This window comes from Paracoccus sp. (in: a-proteobacteria) (assembly GCF_047973135.1).
In the GTDB taxonomy this organism is placed as follows: Bacteria; Pseudomonadota; Alphaproteobacteria; order Rhodobacterales; family Rhodobacteraceae; genus Paracoccus.
The window spans coordinates 1-20,404 of sequence record NZ_JBKEBL010000044.1 but is presented as its reverse complement, the minus strand read 5'-3'; the positions used below and the strand labels follow the sequence as shown (position 1 = coordinate 20,404).

General features: G+C 63.6%; 18 protein-coding genes. 7 read left to right on the top strand and 11 right to left on the bottom strand.

Annotated elements, in window-relative coordinates; all coding sequences use genetic code 11:
- Positions 1–471, top strand: coding sequence for a MarR family winged helix-turn-helix transcriptional regulator (locus ACK5L9_RS04400; protein ID WP_416910235.1), 471 nt, complete (start codon positions 1–3; stop codon positions 469–471).
- Between the two features lie 7 nt (positions 472–478).
- Here the strand turns inward: ACK5L9_RS04400 and ACK5L9_RS04395 are convergent, their stop codons facing one another.
- From ACK5L9_RS04395 to ACK5L9_RS04355, 9 genes are all read right to left on the bottom strand, one after another.
- The gene (locus ACK5L9_RS04395; protein ID WP_416910234.1) at positions 479–2,188 is read right to left on the bottom strand and encodes a peptidase M14; all 1,710 of its coding nucleotides are present in this window, start codon (positions 2,186–2,188) and stop codon (positions 479–481) included.
- A complete protein-coding gene (locus tag ACK5L9_RS04390; protein WP_416910233.1) occupies positions 2,185–3,024 on the bottom strand; it encodes an ABC transporter permease in 840 nt (279 codons plus the stop codon). Before ACK5L9_RS04390 ends, ACK5L9_RS04395 begins: the two co-directional genes overlap by 4 nt.
- Before the next feature lie 3 nt (positions 3,025–3,027).
- Positions 3,028–3,951, bottom strand: coding sequence for an ABC transporter permease (locus ACK5L9_RS04385; protein ID WP_416910232.1), 924 nt, complete (start codon positions 3,949–3,951; stop codon positions 3,028–3,030).
- A gap of 73 nt (positions 3,952–4,024) precedes the next feature.
- Entirely contained in the window at positions 4,025–5,548 is a 1,524-nt protein-coding gene (locus ACK5L9_RS04380) for an ABC transporter substrate-binding protein (protein ID WP_416910231.1), read from the bottom strand.
- Between the two features lie 19 nt (positions 5,549–5,567).
- The gene (locus ACK5L9_RS04375) at positions 5,568–7,397 is read right to left on the bottom strand and encodes a dipeptide ABC transporter ATP-binding protein (protein ID WP_416910230.1); all 1,830 of its coding nucleotides are present in this window, start codon (positions 7,395–7,397) and stop codon (positions 5,568–5,570) included.
- A gap of 148 nt (positions 7,398–7,545) precedes the next feature.
- Positions 7,546–7,983 (bottom strand): MarR family winged helix-turn-helix transcriptional regulator, encoded by a 438-nt coding sequence (locus ACK5L9_RS04370; RefSeq protein ID WP_416910229.1) that lies wholly within the window; start codon positions 7,981–7,983, stop codon positions 7,546–7,548.
- A 12-nt stretch (positions 7,984–7,995) separates the two neighbouring features.
- Complete coding sequence (locus tag ACK5L9_RS04365; protein ID WP_416910227.1) at positions 7,996–9,282, bottom strand: TRAP transporter large permease; 1,287 nt, start codon at positions 9,280–9,282, stop codon at positions 7,996–7,998.
- An 11-nt stretch (positions 9,283–9,293) separates the two neighbouring features.
- Complete coding sequence (locus ACK5L9_RS04360; protein WP_416910226.1) at positions 9,294–9,773, bottom strand: TRAP transporter small permease; 480 nt, start codon at positions 9,771–9,773, stop codon at positions 9,294–9,296.
- A complete protein-coding gene (locus ACK5L9_RS04355; protein WP_416910225.1) occupies positions 9,770–10,789 on the bottom strand; it encodes a TRAP transporter substrate-binding protein in 1,020 nt (339 codons plus the stop codon). The genes ACK5L9_RS04360 and ACK5L9_RS04355 overlap by 4 nt, the downstream gene beginning before the upstream one ends.
- 181 nt (positions 10,790–10,970) lie before the next feature.
- On the opposite strand from ACK5L9_RS04355, the gene ACK5L9_RS04350 reads away from it, so the two are divergent.
- Genes ACK5L9_RS04350 through ACK5L9_RS04330 form a run of 5 tightly spaced genes read left to right on the top strand, consistent with a single transcriptional unit; the run spans position 10,971 to position 16,052 of the window.
- Entirely contained in the window at positions 10,971–11,927 is a 957-nt protein-coding gene (locus tag ACK5L9_RS04350) for a PDR/VanB family oxidoreductase (RefSeq protein ID WP_416910224.1), read from the top strand.
- A gap of 16 nt (positions 11,928–11,943) precedes the next feature.
- Positions 11,944–13,266 (top strand): aromatic ring-hydroxylating dioxygenase subunit alpha, encoded by a 1,323-nt coding sequence (locus ACK5L9_RS04345; RefSeq protein WP_416910223.1) that lies wholly within the window; start codon positions 11,944–11,946, stop codon positions 13,264–13,266.
- Positions 13,263–13,730, top strand: coding sequence for an aromatic-ring-hydroxylating dioxygenase subunit beta (locus ACK5L9_RS04340; protein WP_416910222.1), 468 nt, complete (start codon positions 13,263–13,265; stop codon positions 13,728–13,730). Before ACK5L9_RS04345 ends, ACK5L9_RS04340 begins: the two co-directional genes overlap by 4 nt.
- A 5-nt stretch (positions 13,731–13,735) precedes the next feature.
- Positions 13,736–15,313 carry an AMP-binding protein gene (locus ACK5L9_RS04335; protein WP_416910221.1) on the top strand — a complete coding sequence of 526 codons (1,578 nt, stop codon included), beginning with the start codon at positions 13,736–13,738 and terminating at the stop codon, positions 15,311–15,313.
- Positions 15,314–15,332: 19 nt separating this feature from the next.
- Positions 15,333–16,052, top strand: coding sequence for an SDR family NAD(P)-dependent oxidoreductase (locus ACK5L9_RS04330; RefSeq protein WP_416910220.1), 720 nt, complete (start codon positions 15,333–15,335; stop codon positions 16,050–16,052).
- Between the two features lie 182 nt (positions 16,053–16,234).
- On the opposite strand, the gene trpS is transcribed toward ACK5L9_RS04330, so the two are convergent.
- Positions 16,235–17,269, bottom strand: coding sequence for a tryptophan--tRNA ligase (gene trpS / locus ACK5L9_RS04325; protein ID WP_416910219.1), 1,035 nt, complete (start codon positions 17,267–17,269; stop codon positions 16,235–16,237).
- Positions 17,270–17,344: 75 nt separating this feature from the next.
- On the opposite strand from trpS, the gene ACK5L9_RS04320 reads away from it, so the two are divergent.
- Complete coding sequence (locus ACK5L9_RS04320) at positions 17,345–18,046, top strand: rhomboid family intramembrane serine protease (protein ID WP_416910218.1); 702 nt, start codon at positions 17,345–17,347, stop codon at positions 18,044–18,046.
- A gap of 387 nt (positions 18,047–18,433) precedes the next feature.
- Here the strand turns inward: ACK5L9_RS04320 and ACK5L9_RS04315 are convergent.
- On the bottom strand, positions 18,434–20,404 hold a 1,971-nt coding region (locus ACK5L9_RS04315; protein WP_416910217.1), incomplete at its 5' end, for an OB-fold nucleic acid binding domain-containing protein.

Here is a 20,404-nt window from a genome sequence, read left to right as displayed (position 1 = left end):
ATGAACACGACAATGACCGAAGCCGAGCAGGAAGAAGAGGCCAACCCGCTGGCCGCAAGCCTGTTCGCCGAAGTTTTCATTGCCGACCAGTTGTCGCGCAACCTGATCAGCCGCGCCCTGCCGCGCGGCATGCAGATTTCGCATTTCTCGGTGCTGAACCTGCTGGCCCATGTGAACGAGGAACGCACCCCCGCGCAACTGGCCGAGGCGTTTCACGTCACGCGCGGGGCGATGACCAACACCCTGTCACGGCTGGAATGGGCAGGCCATATCCATATCCGCCCCGACTGGGACGACGCGCGGCGCAAATTCGTCTCGATCAGCCCGGCAGGACGTGCCGCCCGCGACGACGCCATTGCCGCCTTCATGCCCCTCATCTCTGAGGTCGTGCGCGACATCGGTGCCGAACGCGTCCGCGGCGCGCTGCCCGTCCTGCGCGAATTGCGCAAGCGCCTTGAGGGAGAGGTCTGACCCCGGCTCAGGCGATCTGCCGCGCCAAAGCCAGTTGCTGCCATGCGGCATGGGCGGCAAGGACCGTGCGGGCCTGCGCCTCATGTGCGGCGATGAAATCGTCGCCATAGATGGTTTCATCCGGATATTCCGTAATCAGCGTCAACGGAACCCGGTGCCGGTCGTCGCAGCCAATCAGGCAGGGAAAGCCGTTGATCATCTGAAACCCGGTCTCGCCCGCATGGATGCCGTAAAGCCCGATCTGCCGCGCGTTCATCGCCATCAGGCCGGGCATGGTCGCCAGTTCGGCGGTCACGGCCCCGGCCAGAGCAAGCGCGGTCTCGTCCCACCCGGTATGATGGCGCAGCACCAGAAAGAACCCCTTGGGCAGCGTCCACATGGCAAAGCCGCGCGGAACATAGCCCGACAGGGGGCGTGTCCATTCATGGGCCGGATAACCATGCAGGTTCAGATGCAGCCCGGCACCGGTCAGCGCCTCGGCCTGACGGCGGATGGCCTGTTCGAACAGCCGGTCGGGATCGCTGCGATATTCCAGGTCGTCGCCAAAGGCGGTATAACGCGCGGCGTGGTGCATGTGGCGCGGATTGTCGGCCGTCAGGCGGCCATGCAGCGCATAGCCGTCGGGATTTTCCAGTGGCGAGATGGTGAAATGCGCGCCCGCGTCGCGCAGGTGGCGGGCGGCACGCAGCGCACCGACGATGCCGCTGGTCTCATTCGCGTGCTGCCCCGCCGAGATCATCACCGGCACACCGGTTCCGGCAAGATGCCGCGCCTCGATCACCCGGCCTGCGCGGCTTTGGGCGGTAAACTCTTCTCCGCCAAGGGTGGCCAGTTCGTCGTGGATCTGCGCCATGGACAGCGCGGCGGTGGCACGGTCCGGCACCTGCCACGCAGCCTCGCGCGGGGCGCGGGCCAGCGGGCACAGCGACACCACGACCGCCGGATCGCCCTGCGTGACCAGCGGCACGATCTGGCCGGGCTGTAGACCGCGATCCCCCGGAGCGCGGCCTGACCTGCGGCTGAAATATTCCAACAGCGAGAAATACAGATCCTCGTGCATCGCCTCTTGCAGGCTTTGCGCCTCGTCATCATGACCCAGCGGCTCATCGGCGGCAGGCAGGGTCACAGCGAGGTTCAGTTCCTCGAAATAAGGCTCGTCGCCCCAGTCATGCGCGGCCACCGCCGCCAGGGTGGCATGGAACAGCGTCTCGTAATCCGTCGCCAGCGGTTCAGGTTGCCCGTCCACCCGCAGCCAGCCACAGGGAGACAGCATCGCAACCCCCTCGGGGTCGTGATGCTGGCGGTTGGGGGCAAACACGCGATGCGTCTCGGCACCTTCGGGATAGGTCAGCGTGACCACATAGTCGCAATCGCTGTCGCCAGCGACCAGTTCCGGCACCACCGGGGCCAGCAGCGCCGCCAGAGGATAGCTTTCCAGCAGAAAACGGCTGGCGATGGCGGCAGGGTGGACCGGATAGGCAATCCGCACAGAGGTAAAGCCGGGCCGCGCCTCTTCGCGGAAAAACGCCAGGATCGGCTTGTAGGCGGGGCGAAAGCGCGCCGTCACGCCATGGACCGCCAGCGCCCCCTCGGCCCGGTGGCGGGCGGCGCGGTCGTCAAAGGTCCAGGCCTCGATCCGGGTTCCGGCGGGCGCATCGGCAAAGCGCGCGACAAGCCCGTCCAGCGTGCGCGGCAGGGTTAGCTGATGGATGATCACCGCTCGGTCCGTCCGGTCGGGTCAAGCAGATCGCGCAGCCAGTCGCCCAAAAGGTTCAGCCCCAGCACCGTCAGCAGGATCGCGACCCCCGGAAAGACACTGACCCACCAGGCCGATTGCAGATAGGTTCGCCCCTCGGCCAGCATGCCGCCCCAGCTTGGGATGGTCGGATCGACGCCAAGGCCAAGAAAGGTCAGGCTGCTTTCCAGCAGGATGTTGTTGGCGACGTTCAGCGTCATCAGCACGATCACCGGTCCCAGCAGGTTGGGCAACAGATGACTGAACAGGATATTGCGGTTCTTGACCCCGATGGCCTGCGCCGCCAGCACAAATTCGCGTTCGCGCAGCGCCAACACCTGCGCACGGACCAGCCGCGCATATTGCACCCATTGCGATACGATCAGCAGCACGATCGTGTTGACCAGACTGCCGCCCACCACCGCAATCACGGTGATCGCCAGCAGGATGAAGGGCAGCGCCAGCTGCACATCGGCAAAGCGCATCAGGATCACGTCCCAGACACCCCGGTAATAGCCCGTGACCAGCCCCATCACCACGCCCAGGACCACCGCGCCCGCGACCGACAGAAAGCCCACCATCAGCGAAATCCGGCCCCCGACCACCACCTTGGCCAGCACGTCGCGGCCAAGCGGGTCGGTGCCGAACGGATGCCCGGTCTGCGCAAAGGGCGGCAGCAGGCGCGCGGTCAGGTCGATCTTGCCGACATCGGGAAACAACCAGCCAGACAGCAGCACCAGCATGCCGATCACCAGAACAATTCCGGCACCAAGGATGAATTCCAGCGAAAAGAAGCGGGATTTGGTCAAGGCGGCCATGGTTCACTCTGTCCGGATGCGGGGGTCGATCAGCCCATAGGCGATATCGACCAGCAGATTGACCATCACGATCATGGTGGACATGATCATGATCACGGATTGCAGGACCGGATAGTCCCGCGCGGCCACGGCATCAAAGGCAAGCGAGCCCATGCCAGGCCAGTTGAACACACGCTCGATCACGACCACCCCGCCCAGAAGACCGCCGAATTGCAGGCCCATATAGGTGATCAGGGGAATGGCGCAGTTGCGCAGCGCGTGTTTGTACAGCACGGTATTTTCGCTCAGCCCCTTGGCGCGGGCGACCATGATGTATTGCGAGTTCAGCACCTCCAGCATGGCGGTGCGCACCAGCCGGACATTGGTGGCGGTCAGGATCACGCCCATCGTCGTCGCGGGCATGATGAACGACGCGAAACCGTGCATGCCGCTGGGGGGCAGCAGTTTCAGCGTGATCGAGAACAGCAGCACCAGCATCGTCGCCAGCCAAAAGTTCGGAAAGGACAGTCCGACCAGCGACAGGACGCGGATCACCTGATCGACCCATCTGCCCTTGTGCACGGCGGCCCAGATCCCCAGCGGGATCGACAGAAAGATCGACACGCCCATCGAACAGAAGGCCAGCCACAAAGTCGCGGGCAAAGCCGAGCTGATCAGCAGCGAAACCGGAGTGCCGCCCACGAAGCTTCGGCCAAAATCCCAGGTGAACAGGCCCGACAGCGTGTTCAGATACTGGGTGAGGAAGGGCTCGTTCAGGCCCAGCCCCTCGCGGATGCGGGCCAGATCGGCCTCGGTGATTTCGGTCGCGCCTGACGCGATCATCATCGCGGGATCGCCCGTCAGACGCACCGCGAAAGAGACGATCAGCGTCACCACGACCACGACAAACGCAGCCTGTAGCAGACGTTTTACCAGGAATCCGGCCATGCCAGGCGCCTCGCTTTTCGAAAAACTTCAGGGGCCGGCCCGCGACAGGGCCGGCCGGTCATCATGGCGCGATCTACTTGACCGACACTTCGTTCAGCTTCAGCCGGCTGTCCGGGGCGGGAACAAAGCCCTCGACCCGCTTGTTGATCGCGAAAAGTGCGTTCATGTTGTACAGCGGCATCTCAAGCGCGTGATCGGCAGCATAGGCCGCGATGTCCTGCAACATCTTTTCGCGCTTGGCCCGGTCGGTCATGGGACGCTGCGCCTCAAGCATCTTGTCCATTTCCGGGTCATTGTCATAGGGGTTCCATTTCTGGCCCGAATGATACAACGCATAGGCGGTGTTGTCATAATCGAAAGTCCAGCCCCCCCAGCCCTGCTGGAACATCTCTCCGGTCTTGCCCTGCGGGATGATGTCGTTGGACAGGACGTTTGCCTCATAGGGCTTGATCGTCGCGTTGATGCCCACCACCGACAGATAGGCGGCCACGGCCTGCGCGACCTCGTTGAAGGTGGCGTCGTTGCCGCGCGTGGTGATCTCGACCGTCGCGCCGGACTGGACGCCCGCCTCGTCAAGCAGCTTTTTCGCGGCATCGGGATCATAGGGCAATTGCTTCAGATCGGCGCTGTAGCCAAAGGAATCCTTGCCCTGGAACGAGGCGATGGTCTGCGCCTGACCGGCAAGGATCGTGCTGACTATGGTTTCGCGATCAACCGCCATGATCAACGCCTTGCGGACATTCGCGTCCTTGGTGATGCCGTTCCTGGTGTTGAACCGCAGCGCCGTCACCGTCGGACCGGCGGTCGAGACGATGGCAAGATCGCTGTCAGCCTCGATGGTGGGAATCATGCCGATGGGGATGGTCGGCGGAATGATCAGATCGACACGTCCCGATTGCAATTCGGCAACGGCAGTCGCCGGTTCCGCGATGAAGCGATATTCCAGTTCCGACAGCTTCGGCGCACCGCCCCAGTAATCGGCAAAAGCCTCCATCTTGACGCCGACTTTGGGCTCGTAGGACAGCATTTTGAACGGCCCGGTGCCGATGGGCTTCATGTTGAATTCGGCATCGCCGACCTCGGCATAGTATTTCGGCGGCACGATCATCGCACCGTAACCGGCCAGCTTGGTCAGCAGCACCGGATCGGGCTGTTTCAGGATGAAATCGACGGTCAGATCGTCAACCACCTCGACTTTTTCGATGGCGGTATAGTTGGCCTGCTGCGGACCCTTGGCCCCTTCCTCGCCCAACAGACGCTCGAACGAGAATTTCACCGCCTCGGCGTTGAAGGGTTCGCCGTTCTGGAAGGTCACGCCTTCGCGCAGGTGGAAACGGATGCGCTTGCCATCCTCCTGTTCTTCCCACGAGGTCGCAAGGCCGGGCACCAGCTTCATGTCGGGGCCGCGATAGGTCAGCCCTTCGAAGATGTTGGTCGCAAGCGATGCCCAGGTCACCATGATCGTGTCGATCGGATCCCAGCTTCCCGGATCCTGCGGGGACGAGACGGTCAGCTTGCCTTCGGCCAGCGCGGGCGCGGCAAATGCGCCGGCCGACAGGATCAGCGCCAGCGCGGTTGCGGTCAGGGATTTCTTCATGGGACTTGTTCCTCCGGTATCAGGTATTCGCGACGAAATGGCCGGGTGCCAGTTCGTTCATGATGACGGAAACGGGCTCATCGCCCGCCCTGCGTGTTGTGGATGGCACCTCACCCTCCAGCGCGGTCCGGTCGGGCCGGCGCGTCGGGTCGGCCACGGGAACGGCTGACAGCAGCCGGCGCGTATAGGGGTGCGAGGGGTTCTCAAAGACCTGCGCGCGGCTGCCCAGTTCCATGATCTGCCCCAGATACAGAACGGCGACGCGATGGCTGATCTTTTCGACCACGGCCATGTCATGACTGACGAACAGATAGGCCAGCCCCTCGTCCTTTTGCAGATCCATGAACAGGTTGATCACCTGCGCCTGAATGGACACGTCCAGCGCCGACAGCGCCTCGTCGGCGATGATCAGGCGCGGCTTGCTGGCCAGGGCGCGGGCGATACAGATCCGCTGCCGCTGGCCGCCGGAAAACTGATGCGGATAGCGCCCCGCGACCGAGGCGGGCAGCCCCACCCGTTCCAGCAGCTCGCCCACGCGCAGGCCAATATCGCGGCTGTTATCCAGCAGGCCATGAGTGCGGATCGGTTCGGCAATCGACCAGCCGACAGTCTTGCGCGGGTCAAGCGAGGCGAAGGGATCCTGAAAGATATACTGGATTTCGCGGCGCAGGCTTTGGCGTTCGGCCAGCCCCATCCGCGACATGGGTTTGCCGTCAAAGCTGACATCGCCCGCGAAAGGCGGGTTCAGCTGCATGATCGTGCGCGCGATGGTCGATTTGCCCGAGCCGCTTTCCCCCACCAGCGCCAGTGTCTCGCCGGGGTGGATATTGAAGCTGACATTGGTGACGGCGGGCACGTAATGCGTGACCTTGCCCAGCCATGTCTTTTTCACGTCGAAACGCACCGACAGATTCTGCACGCGGATCAGCGGATCCTCGGACAGGCGGGCCGTATCCTGCACATGCCGTTCACCGACCTGACGCGGCTTGCCATCCTCAAGCACGGTCAGCGGCATACGCACCGGCAGGGGTTCGCCCTTCATCTGCCCAAGGCGCGGAATCGCGGCCAGCAGGGTCTGGGTATAGGGATGGCGCGGATTGGCGAAAACCTCGGTCACGGGGCCTTCCTCGACCTTGCGGCCGTTCCACATCACCACGACATGATCGGCAATCTCGGCCACGACGCCCATGTCATGCGTGATAAAGATCACCGACATGCCCAGTTCGGCCTGAAGATCGCGCAGGATCGACAGGATCTGCGCCTGAATGGTCACGTCCAGCGCTGTCGTGGGTTCATCCGCGATCAGCAGTTGCGGACGACAGGCCAGCGCCATCGAGATCATCACCCGCTGCCGCATCCCCCCCGACAACTGATGCGGATAACGCTTCAGCATCCCCCGCGCATCGGGCAGCCGCACCAGATTCAGCAGCCGCTCGGCCTCGTTCAGGGCATCGGCCTTGCTGCGATCCTCGTGCAGCATCAGCACCTCGGCGATCTGGTCGCCAATGGTGAATACCGGGTTCAGCGAGGTCATCGGTTCCTGAAAGATCATCCCGATCTGGTTGCCGCGAATATGCCGCGCCTGTTCCTGACCGATGGACAGCAGGTCGATATCACCGTCGCGCGACTGGAACATGATGCGCCCGCCGGTGAATTTCGCCCCCGCCAGATCCGCCAGCCGCATGATCGAAAGCGATGTCACGCTTTTGCCGGATCCGCTTTCCCCGACAATCGCGACCGTGCGCCCCTGAGGTGCCGAAAAGCTGAGATCGTGGATGACCGAATTGCCGCCGAAAGCGACGCTGAGATTCTGCACCGAAAGAAGCGGCGCGCATGCTGTGTCCGTCATCTTAGTCCCTGTTGTCCCCGGTGCCGGGATGTCTGCGCATCCGATTCACGCGGGGTCAATTTCCCGTGTGGCAATAGCGCGCCCCTGACCGCCATTGTCAAGCAACTCTGAACTATACTGTTATACAATTTTGTATAAAACAGGCGTTTCAGAGCATCAATTTCCACAATAGTTTATGCAATTGCGCGGTCCCGCGCTCTCCAAGCCTGTCGATGACCTGCCGCTGTTCATGTGCCCTGGCCTGCGCGACCAGTTCCGTCGCCAGCGAAAGCCCCTCATCGGACAGCCAGACCAGCACCTGACGACGGTTCTGCGGGCTGCGGCGACGATCGACCAGCCCGCGTGCCTGCATCCGCCCGATCAGATGCGTCAGGCGCGACTGTTCCATCAGGGACAGCCGCGCCAGTTCGTTGACGGTCGCCGACTTGCGGTCATAAAGGCAGGCCAGCACCCGCCATTCCGGCACGCTGAGGCCCTGTTCGGCGGCGATTCGGTGAAAGCCCTCGCTGACATGCGTGCTGGCCATGGCCATCACGAACAGGGTGTAATTGTTCAGAAAATCGTCACTGTCCGTCTTGTCGGTCATCCCGCCCCGTCACTACATTGACCGGGGAATGGCAAGCGCCAGAACGGGAAAGGCGATCAGCAGGATCAATCGCACCAGATCCATCACGACAAAGGGAACCACACCCCGGAATATCCGGCCGACAGGCACATCGCGCGCGACCACCCGCAGCACAAAGACGTTCATCCCCATCGGAGGGGTGATGTAGCTGAGTTCCGTCGCCACGACAAGGAACACCCCGAACCAGATCGCGTCAAAGCCAAGCGCCGTCACGATGGGAAACAGGATCGGCGTGACCAGCATCACCATCGACAGGCTTTCCAGCAGGCTGCCCAGAACCAGCAGCAACAGCATGATCATCAGGATCACTCCGACCGGCGGCATGTCCAGCCCCAGAATCCAGCCGCGAATATCGGTCGAAAGCCCCGACAGGTTCACATAGTTCAGGAAATACAGCGCGCCGAACAGCACAAAGAACATGACGGCGGTGGTCTTGCCGGTCTCGAACAGGGTGTTCAGCGTGTCGCGCAGGGTCAGCTTGCGCCGCATCGCCGCCAGCAGGATCGAGGCCCCCGCGCCCATGCCCGCCGCCTCGGTCGCGGTAAAGACGCCCAGATAGATGCCGCCCAGGACAAAGCCGAACAGTGCCAGCGCCGGCGCGACCCCGCGCGTCGCCACCAGCCTTTGGGTCAGGGACAGGCGCGGAAGGGATTCGATCTTTTCGGCATGCATGGCCAGCGACAGCCGCACCGCCAGCATATAGCCGATGATCCCCATCAGCCCCGGCACGATCCCGGCAAGGAACAGCTTGCCGATGTCCTGCTGGGTCAGGATGCCATAGATCACCAGAATCACCGATGGCGGAATGATGATCCCCAGCGTTCCGCCCGCCGCGATGGAGCCGGTCGCCAGCTCGTCGGAATAACCATAGCGCCGCATCGCGGGCAACGCGATCCGGCCCATCGTCGCCGCCGTCGCCAGCGACGATCCGCAGACCGAGCCAAAGCCGCCGCAGGCCACGATGGTCGCCATGGCCAGCCCGCCCCGGCGGTGGCGCAGCCAGGCGTTCGCGGCATCGAAAATCTCGTCCGCGATGCCCGATTGCACGATCATGTTGCCCATCAGCAGGAACAGTGGCACCACCGACAGCGTATAGCTGCGACCGCTGTCCACATAGACCTGCCCGATCATCGCCAGCGCCGGGTCAATGCCGATGAGGCTGGCCACGCCGACAAAGCCGACCAGAGTCAGTGCAAACCCGATGGGAATGCCCGAAAACAGCAGCGCGAAAAGGATTGCAGTACCCAGTGGCCAATCCATCCAAATCTTCCCTAGCTTCCGTGCGGGGCACGGGTCACGGCAAGTACCGCCACGATCACGGCGGACACGGCGCAAATGACGGCGGCGGCCTGCGCGACCGGGCCGACCGGGATTTGCAGGTAAACCGTCGTCTGGTTATAGCCCGACAGCCTTGCGCCATGCTGCCACATCTCGACCGAGACGATCGCCAGCACGATCACCGCCGCCGCGCGGGCAAGGGCCAGTTGCACGGCCTTGCCGCCTGCGCCAAGGCGCTGCGCCAGCAGGTCGGCGGTGACATGCCCGTCATCCAGACTGATGGCGGGCAGGCCGGCGAAGATCACACCCATGACCAGCAATTCGGTCAGTTCAGCCCCTCCGGGCAGCGGCGCGTTGAACAGATACCGGCCAGACACATCCAGCACGGTGATACAGGTCAACGCGATCAGCATGACACCCAGAATGATCGCGGATGCCGTTCGCACATGCATCCGCAGCGTGTGGACGTTCATTGCTGCTCCTTCGCCAGTTCGTCCTTGAACATCGCCAGCGCGGCATCGAAATCGGCACCCTTGGCCTCGTATCCCTTGCGCACGCGGTCATAGATGGTCTGCGCGGTCGCCTCGATCGCCGCATGTTCCTCGGGGGTGACGTCGTGGAAATTCACCTTGCCCTCCAGCGTGGCCAGCCCCGCCGCATCCGCCGCATCCCAGGCCTTGCCCGCCATACGCACCAGCGCCTCGCCCGAGACCTTGTCGATGGCGGCGCGATCCGCCTCGGACAGGCTGTCGAAACGGGCCTGATTCATGACCATGAAGAACGAGACGTTATAAAGCCCGCCCTCGACCCGCAGGGCGTTTTTCAGGATGCCGTCCAGCTTGAAGAACGGTACCGACTCGTACGGGAACACGATCCCGTCCGCGACGCCATTCGACAGCAATTCATAGCTTTCCGACGATGGCGCCTGCACCGACACCATGCCCAGACCCTGTACAAGCTGATCGGTCACGGCACCGGCAACGCGGATTTTCGCGCCCTTCAGTTCCGACAGCGGCGTGACCGCGCGTTCGGTCGTCAGCAGATGCCCCGGCCCATGCCCGAACAGCGCCAGCACCTTGACACCCGCATGTTCGTTCTTGTCGGCCAGCAGGTTTGTCCAGACATTCCACAGCGCGACCGAGTTCGCCTCGGACGAGGGGGTCAGGAAGGGCAGTTCCGCGATTTCGGTCAGGGTGAACCGGCCCGGCGTATAGCTGTGGGCGGAAAAGCCGATATCAGCCGCACCGCTGGACACCAGATCGAAATGCGCGGGCGGCGGCCCCAGAGGTGCATCGAGGATCTGCACCTCGACCCGGCCCTCGGTCGCCTCGCTGACCTGCTGCGCCCATGGGACCATGATGTCCTTGACCACCGGATGCGACGGCGGCAACCAGTTCGACAGGCGCAGCGTGGTCTCGGCTGCCTGGGCTGCGCCCGAGGTGGCCAAGGTCAATGCGACAAGCGCCGATGCTATCGTCAGTCTGTTCATTCGCATGTTCTTTCCCTGTTGCGGCCCGCTCTGGGGCGATTCTGGGAATCAGCCTGCCACCCGAAAGAATTTTAGGCAAGTAATTTATGAATTTTCATTACTTCAAATTTAAAGCTTGACGGCGCGGCCCGCGCTCACGGATACTTCATGGAACGACAGGCCAGCGAAGGGGGGCGGCAATTTGACCGAGCTTAAGCTAGTTGTGCAGCATGCCGGTGAGGTGGGCGAACCGATCCGCGAAATCCGGCTGACCCCGGCCGACGGGGGCAGCCTGCCCGCCTTTGGCGCGGGCGCACATATCGAGGTCGCGCTACCCGGCGGCGGGCATAACGCCTATTCGCTGATCGATTTTTCCGGCACGGCGGATGCGCCCGACAGTTATGTCCTTGGCGTCAGGCGCGAGGATGGCGGCGCGGGCGGATCGCGCTTCATGCACGGGCTGCAACCGGGCGACGCGGTTACGGCGAGCGTGCCGAAAAACCACTTTCCGCTGGAACCGGGTGATTCGCCGGTGATCCTGCTGGCCGGGGGAATCGGGGTGACGCCGCTGATCTCAATGGCGACGGCGCTGTCCGCCAGCCGACGCGATTTCCACATGTATTACGCCAGCCGCTCGCCCGCCGCCGCCGCGTTTGCCGACCGTCTGACGGCTGCGCATGGCGAAAGACTGACCCTGCATTACGACGATCAGGCGGGCGCACCGCTGGCCGTGGCCGATCTGATCGCCACCGCCGATCCCGCCGCGCATGTCTATGTCTGCGGCCCGAATCCGATGATCGACGCCACCCGCGCCGCGATGGAGGCCGCAGGCCGCCCCGATGCGCAAATCCATGCCGAGCTGTTCGAAAATACCTCGCATCAAAGCGGCGACAAGGCCTTCGAAGTCGAGATCGCCTCGACCGGGCAGGTTGTCACCGTGCCTGCCGACAAGACCATCATCGAGGCGCTGGAGGATGCGGGCGTCGATCTGATCTATGATTGCCAGCGCGGCGATTGCGGCATCTGCCAGACAGATGTGCTGGAAGGCACGCCCGATCACCGCGACGTGGTACTGTCGGCGGACGAACGCGCCTCAGGCAAGCTGATGCAGATCTGCGTCAGCCGCGCCCTGTCCGACCGCCTGAAGCTAGACCTTTGACCGAAAGGAGCCAGCCATGACCGATACCGCCGCATTGCAAGACCGGATCGAGAAACTGATCCGTCCCCAGCAGGTCCACCGCGACGTCTATACCAGCCCCGAGGTTTTCCGGCTGGAGATGAAGCATCTTTTCCCGAATTGCTGGGTCTATATCGGCCACGAAAGCCAGACCGCGAAAAAGGGCGACTATATCACCGCCCAGATCGGCGACCAGCCGCTGCTGATGGTGCGCCATACCGACAACGAGATTCACGTCCTGTACAACCGCTGCCCACACAAGGGCACCAAGATCGTGATCGACAAGGCGGGCAATACCGGCAAGTTCTTTCGCTGCCCCTATCACGCCTGGTCCTTCAAGACCGATGGCTGCCTGCTGGCGATTCCGCTGAAAAAGGGATACGAGGGCACCGGGCTGGAAACGACCGAGGCCGCAAAGGGCCTGTCGCCGGTCGGCGCGGTGAAAAACTATCGCGGCTTCGTCTTTGCCCGGCTTGCCCCCGAGGGCATCCCGTTCGACGAGTTCTTTGGCGATTCACTGTCCTCGCTGGACAATATGGTTGATCGTTCACCGGTTGGAACGCTGACCGTGGTGGGCGCTCCGCTGCGCTATATGCACAAGTGCAACTGGAAGATGCTGGTCGAGAACCAGACCGATACCTGTCACCCGATGGTCGCCCATGAATCCAGCGCCGGAACGGCGGTGAAGATATGGGAGGAAATGGACAAGCCCGAGGGCACGCCCACCCCCCCCGCGATGGAGATCATCGCCCCCTTCATGTCGGCCTATGAGTTCTTTGAAAACATGGGCATCCGCACATGGCCCAACGGCCACGGCCATACCGGGGTGCATCACTCGATCCATTCCGATTACTCCGAGATTCCGGGCTATCTGGACGCGATGTCCGGTGCCTATGGCGAGGAACGGGCGGCGCAGATCCTGGGCGAGAACCGGCATAACACCGTCTATTTCCCCAATATCATGATCAAGGGGCCGATCCAGCAATTGCGCAATTTCATCCCTCTGGCCGCCGACCGGACGCTGGTGGAAAGCTGGATCTTCGCCCTCGACGGCGCGCCTGTCGAACTGACGGCCCGCACGGCGATGTATAACCGCATGATCAACGCGCCGACGTCAATGGTGGGCCATGACGATCTGGAAATGTACGAACGCGCGCAGGAAGGGTTGATGTCGGACGGGCTGGAATGGGTGAATATCCAGCGCCTCTACGAGGAAGGCGAGGATCTGTCGCAAGAGGCGGTGCTGAACGGAACCACCGAACGCCAGATGCGCAACCAGTTCGACGCCTGGAAACGCTTTATGATCGGGGGTGCGGCATGAACCGCGACGAGGTCGTCGATTTCATCTATGACGAGGCATGGATGCTGGATGAGGGCCAGTATCACGAATGGCTGGATCTGTGGCTGCCCGAAGCGATCTATTGGATGCCGCTGAACTGGAACCAGCAGGATCCGGTCAATGAAACCTCGCTGCTTTACGAGGATAATTTCATGCTGCGCCTGCGGATCGAACGCCTGCACGGCGCGCGGACCTTCAGCCAGAAACCGAAAAGCCGCTGCCATCACGTCCTGAACCGCCCCCGAATCGAGGAACTGACCGGCGACAGCGCAAAGGTCCGCACCAAGATGCATTACATCGAAACCCGCCTGGACGAGCAGTTCCTGCTGGCGCTGACAGTGACCCATGACCTGAAGGCCACGCCTGACGGGATCAGGATCGCGGGCAAGCGCGTCGATATCCTGAATTGCGACGCGGCCTTTGGAAATATCCAGTTGCTTCCATGAACCCGATGAACGCCGATGACGTCGCCTCGGCATTTGCCCTGGCGGCCTCTGCATGGCCAGAGCGGCCCTTTCTGAACATCCTGCCCGAAACCGCCGCGATCTATGACATCGCGGCGGGTCAGATCACCTATTCCGGCGCGCAATCACGGATCACGGCGTTGCGCGATGATATGCGCAAGGCCGGGCTGCGGGCCGGGCACCGGATCATGCTGGGATTGCAGAACCGGCCGGATTTCTTTCTGTACTGGATCGCCGCGAACGGGCTGGGGGCCTCGGTCGTGCCGGTCAATCCCGACCTGCGGGCCGCCGAACTGACCCATATGGCCGGGCTGACCCGCCCGGTTCTGGCAATCGCCACGCCCGACCGTCATGACGATCTGTCACAGGGTTGCCCCGGCTGCGTCATCATCGCGCCCGGCGACCCGATCCCGCATATCGGTGCCGATCCCGCCTTTGACGACGCCCCCGGCCGCGCGTGCGAAACGGCGGTGCTGTTCACATCGGGCAGTACCGGCAAGCCAAAGGGCTGTGTTCTCAGCAACGACTATTTCCTGCGCGCGGGGGCGTGGTACGCCGCCGAGGGCGGGCTGTGCGCGCTGCGAAGCGATGGCGAACGGATGCTGACCCCGTTGCCGGTGTTTCACATGAACGCCATGGCCTATTCGCTGATGGCAATGATCGCGACCGGCGGCTGTCTGACCGTTCTGGACCGGTTCCACCCGCGAAGCTGGTGGCAATCGGTGCATGACAGCGGCGCAACCTGCGTGCATTACCTTGGCGTCATGCCCTCGATGCTGATGGGCCTGACGGAAACCGGCCTTGACCGCGCGCATCAGGTGCGTTTCGGCTTTGGCGCGGGTGTCGATTCGAAACTGCATGCCGCGTTCGAGGATCGTTTCGGCTTTCCCTTGGTCGAGGCATGGGCGATGACCGAAACCGGCGCGGGCGCGGTGATCGCCGCCAGCCAGTTACCGCGCCGCGTGGGCGAATCGGCGCTTGGGCGCCCCGGCGATGGAATGGAATACCGGCTGGAACCGGATGGCGACGATCCCGCGCAGGGTGAATTGCTGGTCCGGGCCAGCGGTCCGGACCCCCGCGCGGGTTTTTTCCGCGAATATCTGGCCGATCCGGTGGCCACCTCTGATGCCTGGGCCGAAGGATGGTTCCACACCGGCGACATCGTTCGCCGCGCGCCTGACGGGCAAATCCATTTCGTCGATCGCAAGAAGAACGTCATCCGCCGCTCGGGCGAGAATATTGCCGCGGTCGAGGTCGAATCGGCGCTGATCCGGCATCCGGCGGTCGCCTCGGTCGGGGTTGCCGCCGTTCCTGACGCACTGCGCGGTGACGAGGTATTCGCCTGCATCGTGGCCAATGGCACGCTGGATTCGCGGGAACTGGTCGAATGGGCTCTGGGTCAACTGGCCTATTACAAGGTGCCGGGCTATGTCGCACTGGTCGATGCCTTGCCGCTGACGCCCACCAACAAATTGCAGCGGGCCGAACTGAAGGCAATGGCGGCGGCGCTGCTGGGCGACCCTGCGACCCATGACCTGCGGCACATGAAGAAACGTCAGCCTTGATCTTTTGGGGGATAAGAACATGACCGGCTATACCGCTGTCATCACAGGCGGAAACAAGGGTATCGGCGCGGATCTGGCCGCTGCCATGACGGCGCGCGGGTGGCGCGTGGTGTCGCTTGCCCGTCATCCGGGCGACGCGCCCGAGGTGCAGCATGTGACCTGCGACCTGTCGGACCCGCAGGCTGTGGCCAGCGCGGCAGGCGACATCGCCGCGCAGCACGAGGTGACGCATTTCATCCATAACGCGGGTATCATCCTGCCGAACCTGATCGAGGACGCGCAGCCAGCGGATATGCTGGCCCTGACGCAGCTTCATCTGGCCTCGGCGCTGACGCTGACGCAGGCTTTTCTTCCGGCGATGAAGAAACGGCGCTTCGGGCGGATCCTGTTCAACGCCTCGCGCGCGGCGCTGGGGGCAAAGACCCGCACGGCCTATTCCGCCTCAAAGGCCGGGATGATCGGCATGGCGCGGACATGGGCGCTGGAACTGGCGGAACACGGTATCACCGTGAATGTCGTCGCCCCCGGCCCGATCCTGACCGACAATTTCTGGGGCATCGTCCCCAAGGACAGCCCGCAAGAGGCCAGCCTGGCCAGCCGCATCCCGGTAGGTCGCCTTGGAACGGTTGCGGACGTAACCCGCGCCTTCATGTTCCTGGCCGAACCCGAGGCCGGTTTCATTACCGGACAGACCCTGTTCGTCTGCGGCGGCGCAAGCATCGGAACCGTGCCGATCTGACCCGGCCAGCCGGTTTTCCTGTCTGGCAGATGTCGCACCGGCGCGGCACCCGCGCCCTGCCTGCCAGGGACCGCAGCGTGCCGGAACCGCCGGATGATACCAACGGCGTTGACGGCTGACCCGTGGCAACCCCTGTGGCGGCATAGAGCCCATCGCGACGGGGCAGCGACCGGCGCAGGGCGTCAGCGGCGGCTGCTGAGCAGGCCCATGATTTCTTTCGTGCGGTCAAGGATCGGGGTCGCGACCTCATCGGCACGGATGGCCCCCTTGCCCAGGATGCGGTCGATCTCGGCCGGGTCGGCCATATAATCGCTCATCCTTGCGGTGATGGGCGACAGGACCGATACGGCCAGCTCGGCCAACGCGGGCTTGAAGGCGCCAAAACCCTGCCCCTCGAATCGGGTCAGCACCTGATCGGGGCTTTCCTCGGCCAGCGCGGCATAGATATTGACCAGATTGCGCGCCTCGGGGCGGTCCTTCAGGCCCTCCATGCTGGCGGGCAGCGGGTCAGGATCGGTCCGGGCCTTGCGGATTTTCTGGGCAATGGCGTCGGAATCATCGGTCAGGTTGATCCGGCTTGCATCCGACGGATCGGATTTCGACATTTTCCGCGACCCGTCGCGCAACGACATGACGCGGGTGGCCACGCCTTCGATCAGCGGTTCGGTGATGGGGAAATGCTCGATCCCGTAATCGTGGTTGAACTTGGCGGCGATGTCGCGGGTCAGTTCCAGATGCTGTTTCTGATCCTCGCCCACGGGTACGGCGGTCGCCTGATAGGCCAGAATGTCAGCCGCCATCAGCGCCGGATAGGCCAGCAGACCAAGGCTGGCATTTTCGCTGTTCTTGCCTGCCTTGTCCTTGAACTGGGTCATCCGGTACATCCAGCCGACGCGGGCCACCGTGTTGAAAAGCCAAGCTAATTCGGCATGCGCGCTGACCTGGCTTTGATTGAACAGGATCGACTGCGCCGGATCGACACCCGAGGCCATAAACGCCGCCGCCGCCTCGCGGATATTGCGGTGCAGCACCGCCGGATCCTGCCAGACGGTGATCGCATGCAGATCGACGATGCAATAGATCGTCTCGGCCTTTGGTCCCTGCAACGCAGCAAAGCGCTTGAGTGCGCCCAGATAATTCCCCAGCGTCAGCCCCCCCGAGGGCTGGATGCCCGAGAAGATGCGCGGCGTAAAACGCGATGTGGTCGTCTCGCTCATGTCTGGCCTGCTTGGATTTTGCTTCGGGGTGGCTTAGCTGTTGGCGGATCGGATCGCAACCGGGAAGGACAACCGATGCAGGACGGGATGAACGAGTCGCCTTTCAACCAGTTGCCCGCCGTGGTCTGGCTGCTGGCCATGCCGGTCATTGCCAGCGAGGCGGTGTTCGGCCTTGGCCGTCTGGGCTTGATCGGCGGGGCCGAAGGGGTCGGGCTGCGGCTGGCGGGGCTGCAAAAAACTGCCTTCGCACCCGAGATGCTGTGGCGCATGTGGGAAACGAAATCCCTCGATTTCAGCCAGCTCTGCCGCATCCTCACCTATCCCTTCATCCATTATTCGCTGCTTCAGGCGCTGTTCGTGCTGGCCTTCACGCTGGCCCTTGGGAACATGGTCGCCCGGCTGTTCCGGCCCTGGGCCATGGTCGTGCTGTTTCTGGGGTCAGCGGCAGGCGGGGCGCTGGTCTATACGCTGGCCATGTCGTTCCTGCCCGACTGGCCCGCGCCGCTGATCGGTGGCTATCCGGCGGTTTACGGGCTGGTGGGGGTCTTTACCTTCGTGCTGTGGATGCGGCTGACGGCGCTGAACGCGAACCGGTTGCGGGCCTTTTCGCTGATCGGGATATTGCTGATGTTCCAGCTTGTGTTCGGAATCGTCTCTGGCGGAGCGGGCTATGACTGGATCGCCGAGATTGCCGGCTTCGCTACGGGCTTCGGGCTAAGTTTCGTGCTGGTCGATGGAGGTCTGGCCCGCGTGCTGCACCAGATCCGCCAGCGCTGAGCGGCATGGAAAAGGGGATGCGGGCCGCGCAAAGCCCGGCCCGCCCGCTGCCGCCCGGTCGGACGCGCCGAAGGTGATCATGTTGCCTGAATGTAACCTATTGATTTCACGCTGATTATGCGCCAATTTGATGATCAAATTGGCTTCCGTCAGCTATATCGCCGGACTGGTTTTTCGTATCAATTGCCCCGCTGGCCCGAACCGCCTCCGGCTTGGGCATTCCGGTTCCGGTTTGCCTGGACGGCACCGGTACCCCCTGCCGGGTCACGCATGAGCGCCGCAGAGAAGTGCAAATTTCCACCTGCGGCCCCGGCGAATGACCCGTACCCGCCGCAACCGCCTTGCCATTCGTGCCTGACACAGGGTCCGCCTTCAAACCCGTTGGCATCAGTGGAAATCCCGGCTGGGAAACAGCCGCTTGGCCTGTTCGCGCGGATGCATGGCGCGGGCGGGCGGGCGGCGGGGGCGCGGGGCGTCGTCGGCCTGCGGAGAGGTCAGGCCGACGCTGTCCTCAAGCGGATGGCCAAGATCGGAAAGCCGATGCGACAAATCCTCGATCCGCTCGGCGATCAGGTGGGTGACGATGCCTGCGCGTTCCAGCCGACCCGTCACGCGCAGCAGCCGCCCGCCCATCACCGCGCGGCGATTGGCCTGATACATGCGGTTCCAGACCACGACATTGCTGACGCCGGTTTCATCCTCAAGCGTCAGGAAGATCACCCCCGAGGCCGTGCCGGGCCTTTGCCGGGTAATGACCAGCCCGCAGACCGAGACGCGCGGCATCCGCACCCTGGCCAGTTCCGCATGCGGGGTCAGACCGGGGATCGACGGGCGCAGCAGTTCCATCGGATGCGCGCGCAGTGACAGGCGCAGGGCAACGTAATCCTCGACCACCTCTTCGCCAAGCTGCATCTGCGGCAGGTCAGCCACCGGCTCGGCCAACCCCTCGCCATCCAGCGGGTCGGAAAACAGCGGCAGCGGCGCGGGCGCGCGGATCGCGCGCACCTGCCACAGCGCATCGCGGCGGGTCAGCCCCATGCCCGCAAAGGCGTCGGCTTCGGCCAGACGCTCCAGCGTGGCGGGGGGCAGGCCGGCGCGCAGCCACAGGTTTTCGGGATCGGGATAGCCATTGCCGCGCAACGTGGCAATGCGGATCGCCTGATCCTCGCGAAAGCCCTTGATCTGCCGGAACCCCAGCCGCAGGGCCAGCACCCCGTCGGCGCGGCGTTCCAGCGTGTTGTCCCATTCGCTGTTATTGACGCAGACGGGCCGAACCTCGATCCCATGTTCGCGCACATCGCGGACGATCTGGGCGGGGGCGTAAAAGCCCATCGGCTGACTGTTCAGCAGCGCGCAGGCAAAGACCGCCGGGTGATGGCATTTCAGCCAGGCCGAGACATAGGCCAGCATTGCAAAGGCCGCCGCGTGGCTTTCGGGGAAACCGTAATCGGCAAAACCCTCGATCTGCGAAAAGCAGCGGGCGGCGAAATCAGCGTCATAGCCATTCGCCAGCATCCCCGCGACAAAGGGATCGCGAAATTCATGCACCGTGCCCATGCGGCGGAAACTGGCCAGACTGCGGCGCAGGCGGTCGGCCTCTTCGGCGGTGAACCCGGCGGCCACCACCGCGATCCGCATCGCCTGTTCCTGAAACAGCGGCACGCCCAGGGTCTTGCCCAGCACCTCGCGCAGCGCGTCCGAGGGAAAGCTGACCTTTTCCAGCCCCTGACGGCGCTTGATATAGGGCTGGACCATGCCGCCCTGAATCGGGCCGGGGCGGACGATGGCGACCTCGATCACCAGATCATAGAATGTCGCAGGCTTCATACGCGGCAGGAAATTCATCTGCGCGCGGCTTTCGACCTGAAACACCCCCACCGCATCGGCCCTTTGCAGCATCGCATAGGTCGGGCCGTCCTCTTGCGGGATGCCCGCCAGCGTCAGCGCCCGCCCCTCGTGCTGCCGCATCAGGTCGAACGCCTTGCGGATGCAGGTCAGCATCCCCAGCGCCAGCACGTCGATCTTCAAGATGCCCAGCTCCTCGATGTCGTCCTTGTCCCATTCGATGAAGGTGCGATCCTCCATCGCGCCATTGCCGATCGGCACCGTTTCGGTCAGCGGCCTTTGGGTCAGGATGAAGCCGCCGACATGCTGGGACAAATGGCGCGGCATGCCGATCAGCTGGCGGGCCAGCGCGACCGTGCGGCGCAGATGCGGGTCGTGCCAGTCCAGTCCCGCCTCGGCCACGCGCTCCTCGGCGACATCCGCTTCCATGCTGCCCCAATGGGTCGCGGCAATCGCCCCGCACACGTCTTCGGAAAGCCCCATCACCTTGCCGACCTCGCGGATCGCGCTGCG

Coding starts and splice junctions, on each gene's coding strand:
- ACK5L9_RS04335 (WP_416910221.1), top strand. CDS start 13,736: ATGAACGCCGATGACGTCGCCTCGGCATTTGCCCTGGCGGCCTCTGCA.
- ACK5L9_RS04375 (WP_416910230.1), bottom strand. CDS start 7,397: ATGACGGACACAGCATGCGCGCCGCTTCTTTCGGTGCAGAATCTCAGC.
- ACK5L9_RS04400 (WP_416910235.1), top strand. CDS start 1: ATGAACACGACAATGACCGAAGCCGAGCAGGAAGAAGAGGCCAACCCG.
- ACK5L9_RS04345 (WP_416910223.1), top strand. CDS start 11,944: ATGACCGATACCGCCGCATTGCAAGACCGGATCGAGAAACTGATCCGT.
- ACK5L9_RS04380 (WP_416910231.1), bottom strand. CDS start 5,548: ATGAAGAAATCCCTGACCGCAACCGCGCTGGCGCTGATCCTGTCGGCC.
- ACK5L9_RS04330 (WP_416910220.1), top strand. CDS start 15,333: ATGACCGGCTATACCGCTGTCATCACAGGCGGAAACAAGGGTATCGGC.
- ACK5L9_RS04385 (WP_416910232.1), bottom strand. CDS start 3,951: ATGGCCGGATTCCTGGTAAAACGTCTGCTACAGGCTGCGTTTGTCGTG.
- ACK5L9_RS04355 (WP_416910225.1), bottom strand. CDS start 10,789: ATGAACAGACTGACGATAGCATCGGCGCTTGTCGCATTGACCTTGGCC.
- ACK5L9_RS04370 (WP_416910229.1), bottom strand. CDS start 7,983: ATGACCGACAAGACGGACAGTGACGATTTTCTGAACAATTACACCCTG.
- trpS (WP_416910219.1), bottom strand. CDS start 17,269: ATGAGCGAGACGACCACATCGCGTTTTACGCCGCGCATCTTCTCGGGC.
- ACK5L9_RS04320 (WP_416910218.1), top strand. CDS start 17,345: ATGCAGGACGGGATGAACGAGTCGCCTTTCAACCAGTTGCCCGCCGTG.
- ACK5L9_RS04365 (WP_416910227.1), bottom strand. CDS start 9,282: ATGGATTGGCCACTGGGTACTGCAATCCTTTTCGCGCTGCTGTTTTCG.
- ACK5L9_RS04390 (WP_416910233.1), bottom strand. CDS start 3,024: ATGGCCGCCTTGACCAAATCCCGCTTCTTTTCGCTGGAATTCATCCTT.
- ACK5L9_RS04340 (WP_416910222.1), top strand. CDS start 13,263: ATGAACCGCGACGAGGTCGTCGATTTCATCTATGACGAGGCATGGATG.
- ACK5L9_RS04360 (WP_416910226.1), bottom strand. CDS start 9,773: ATGAACGTCCACACGCTGCGGATGCATGTGCGAACGGCATCCGCGATC.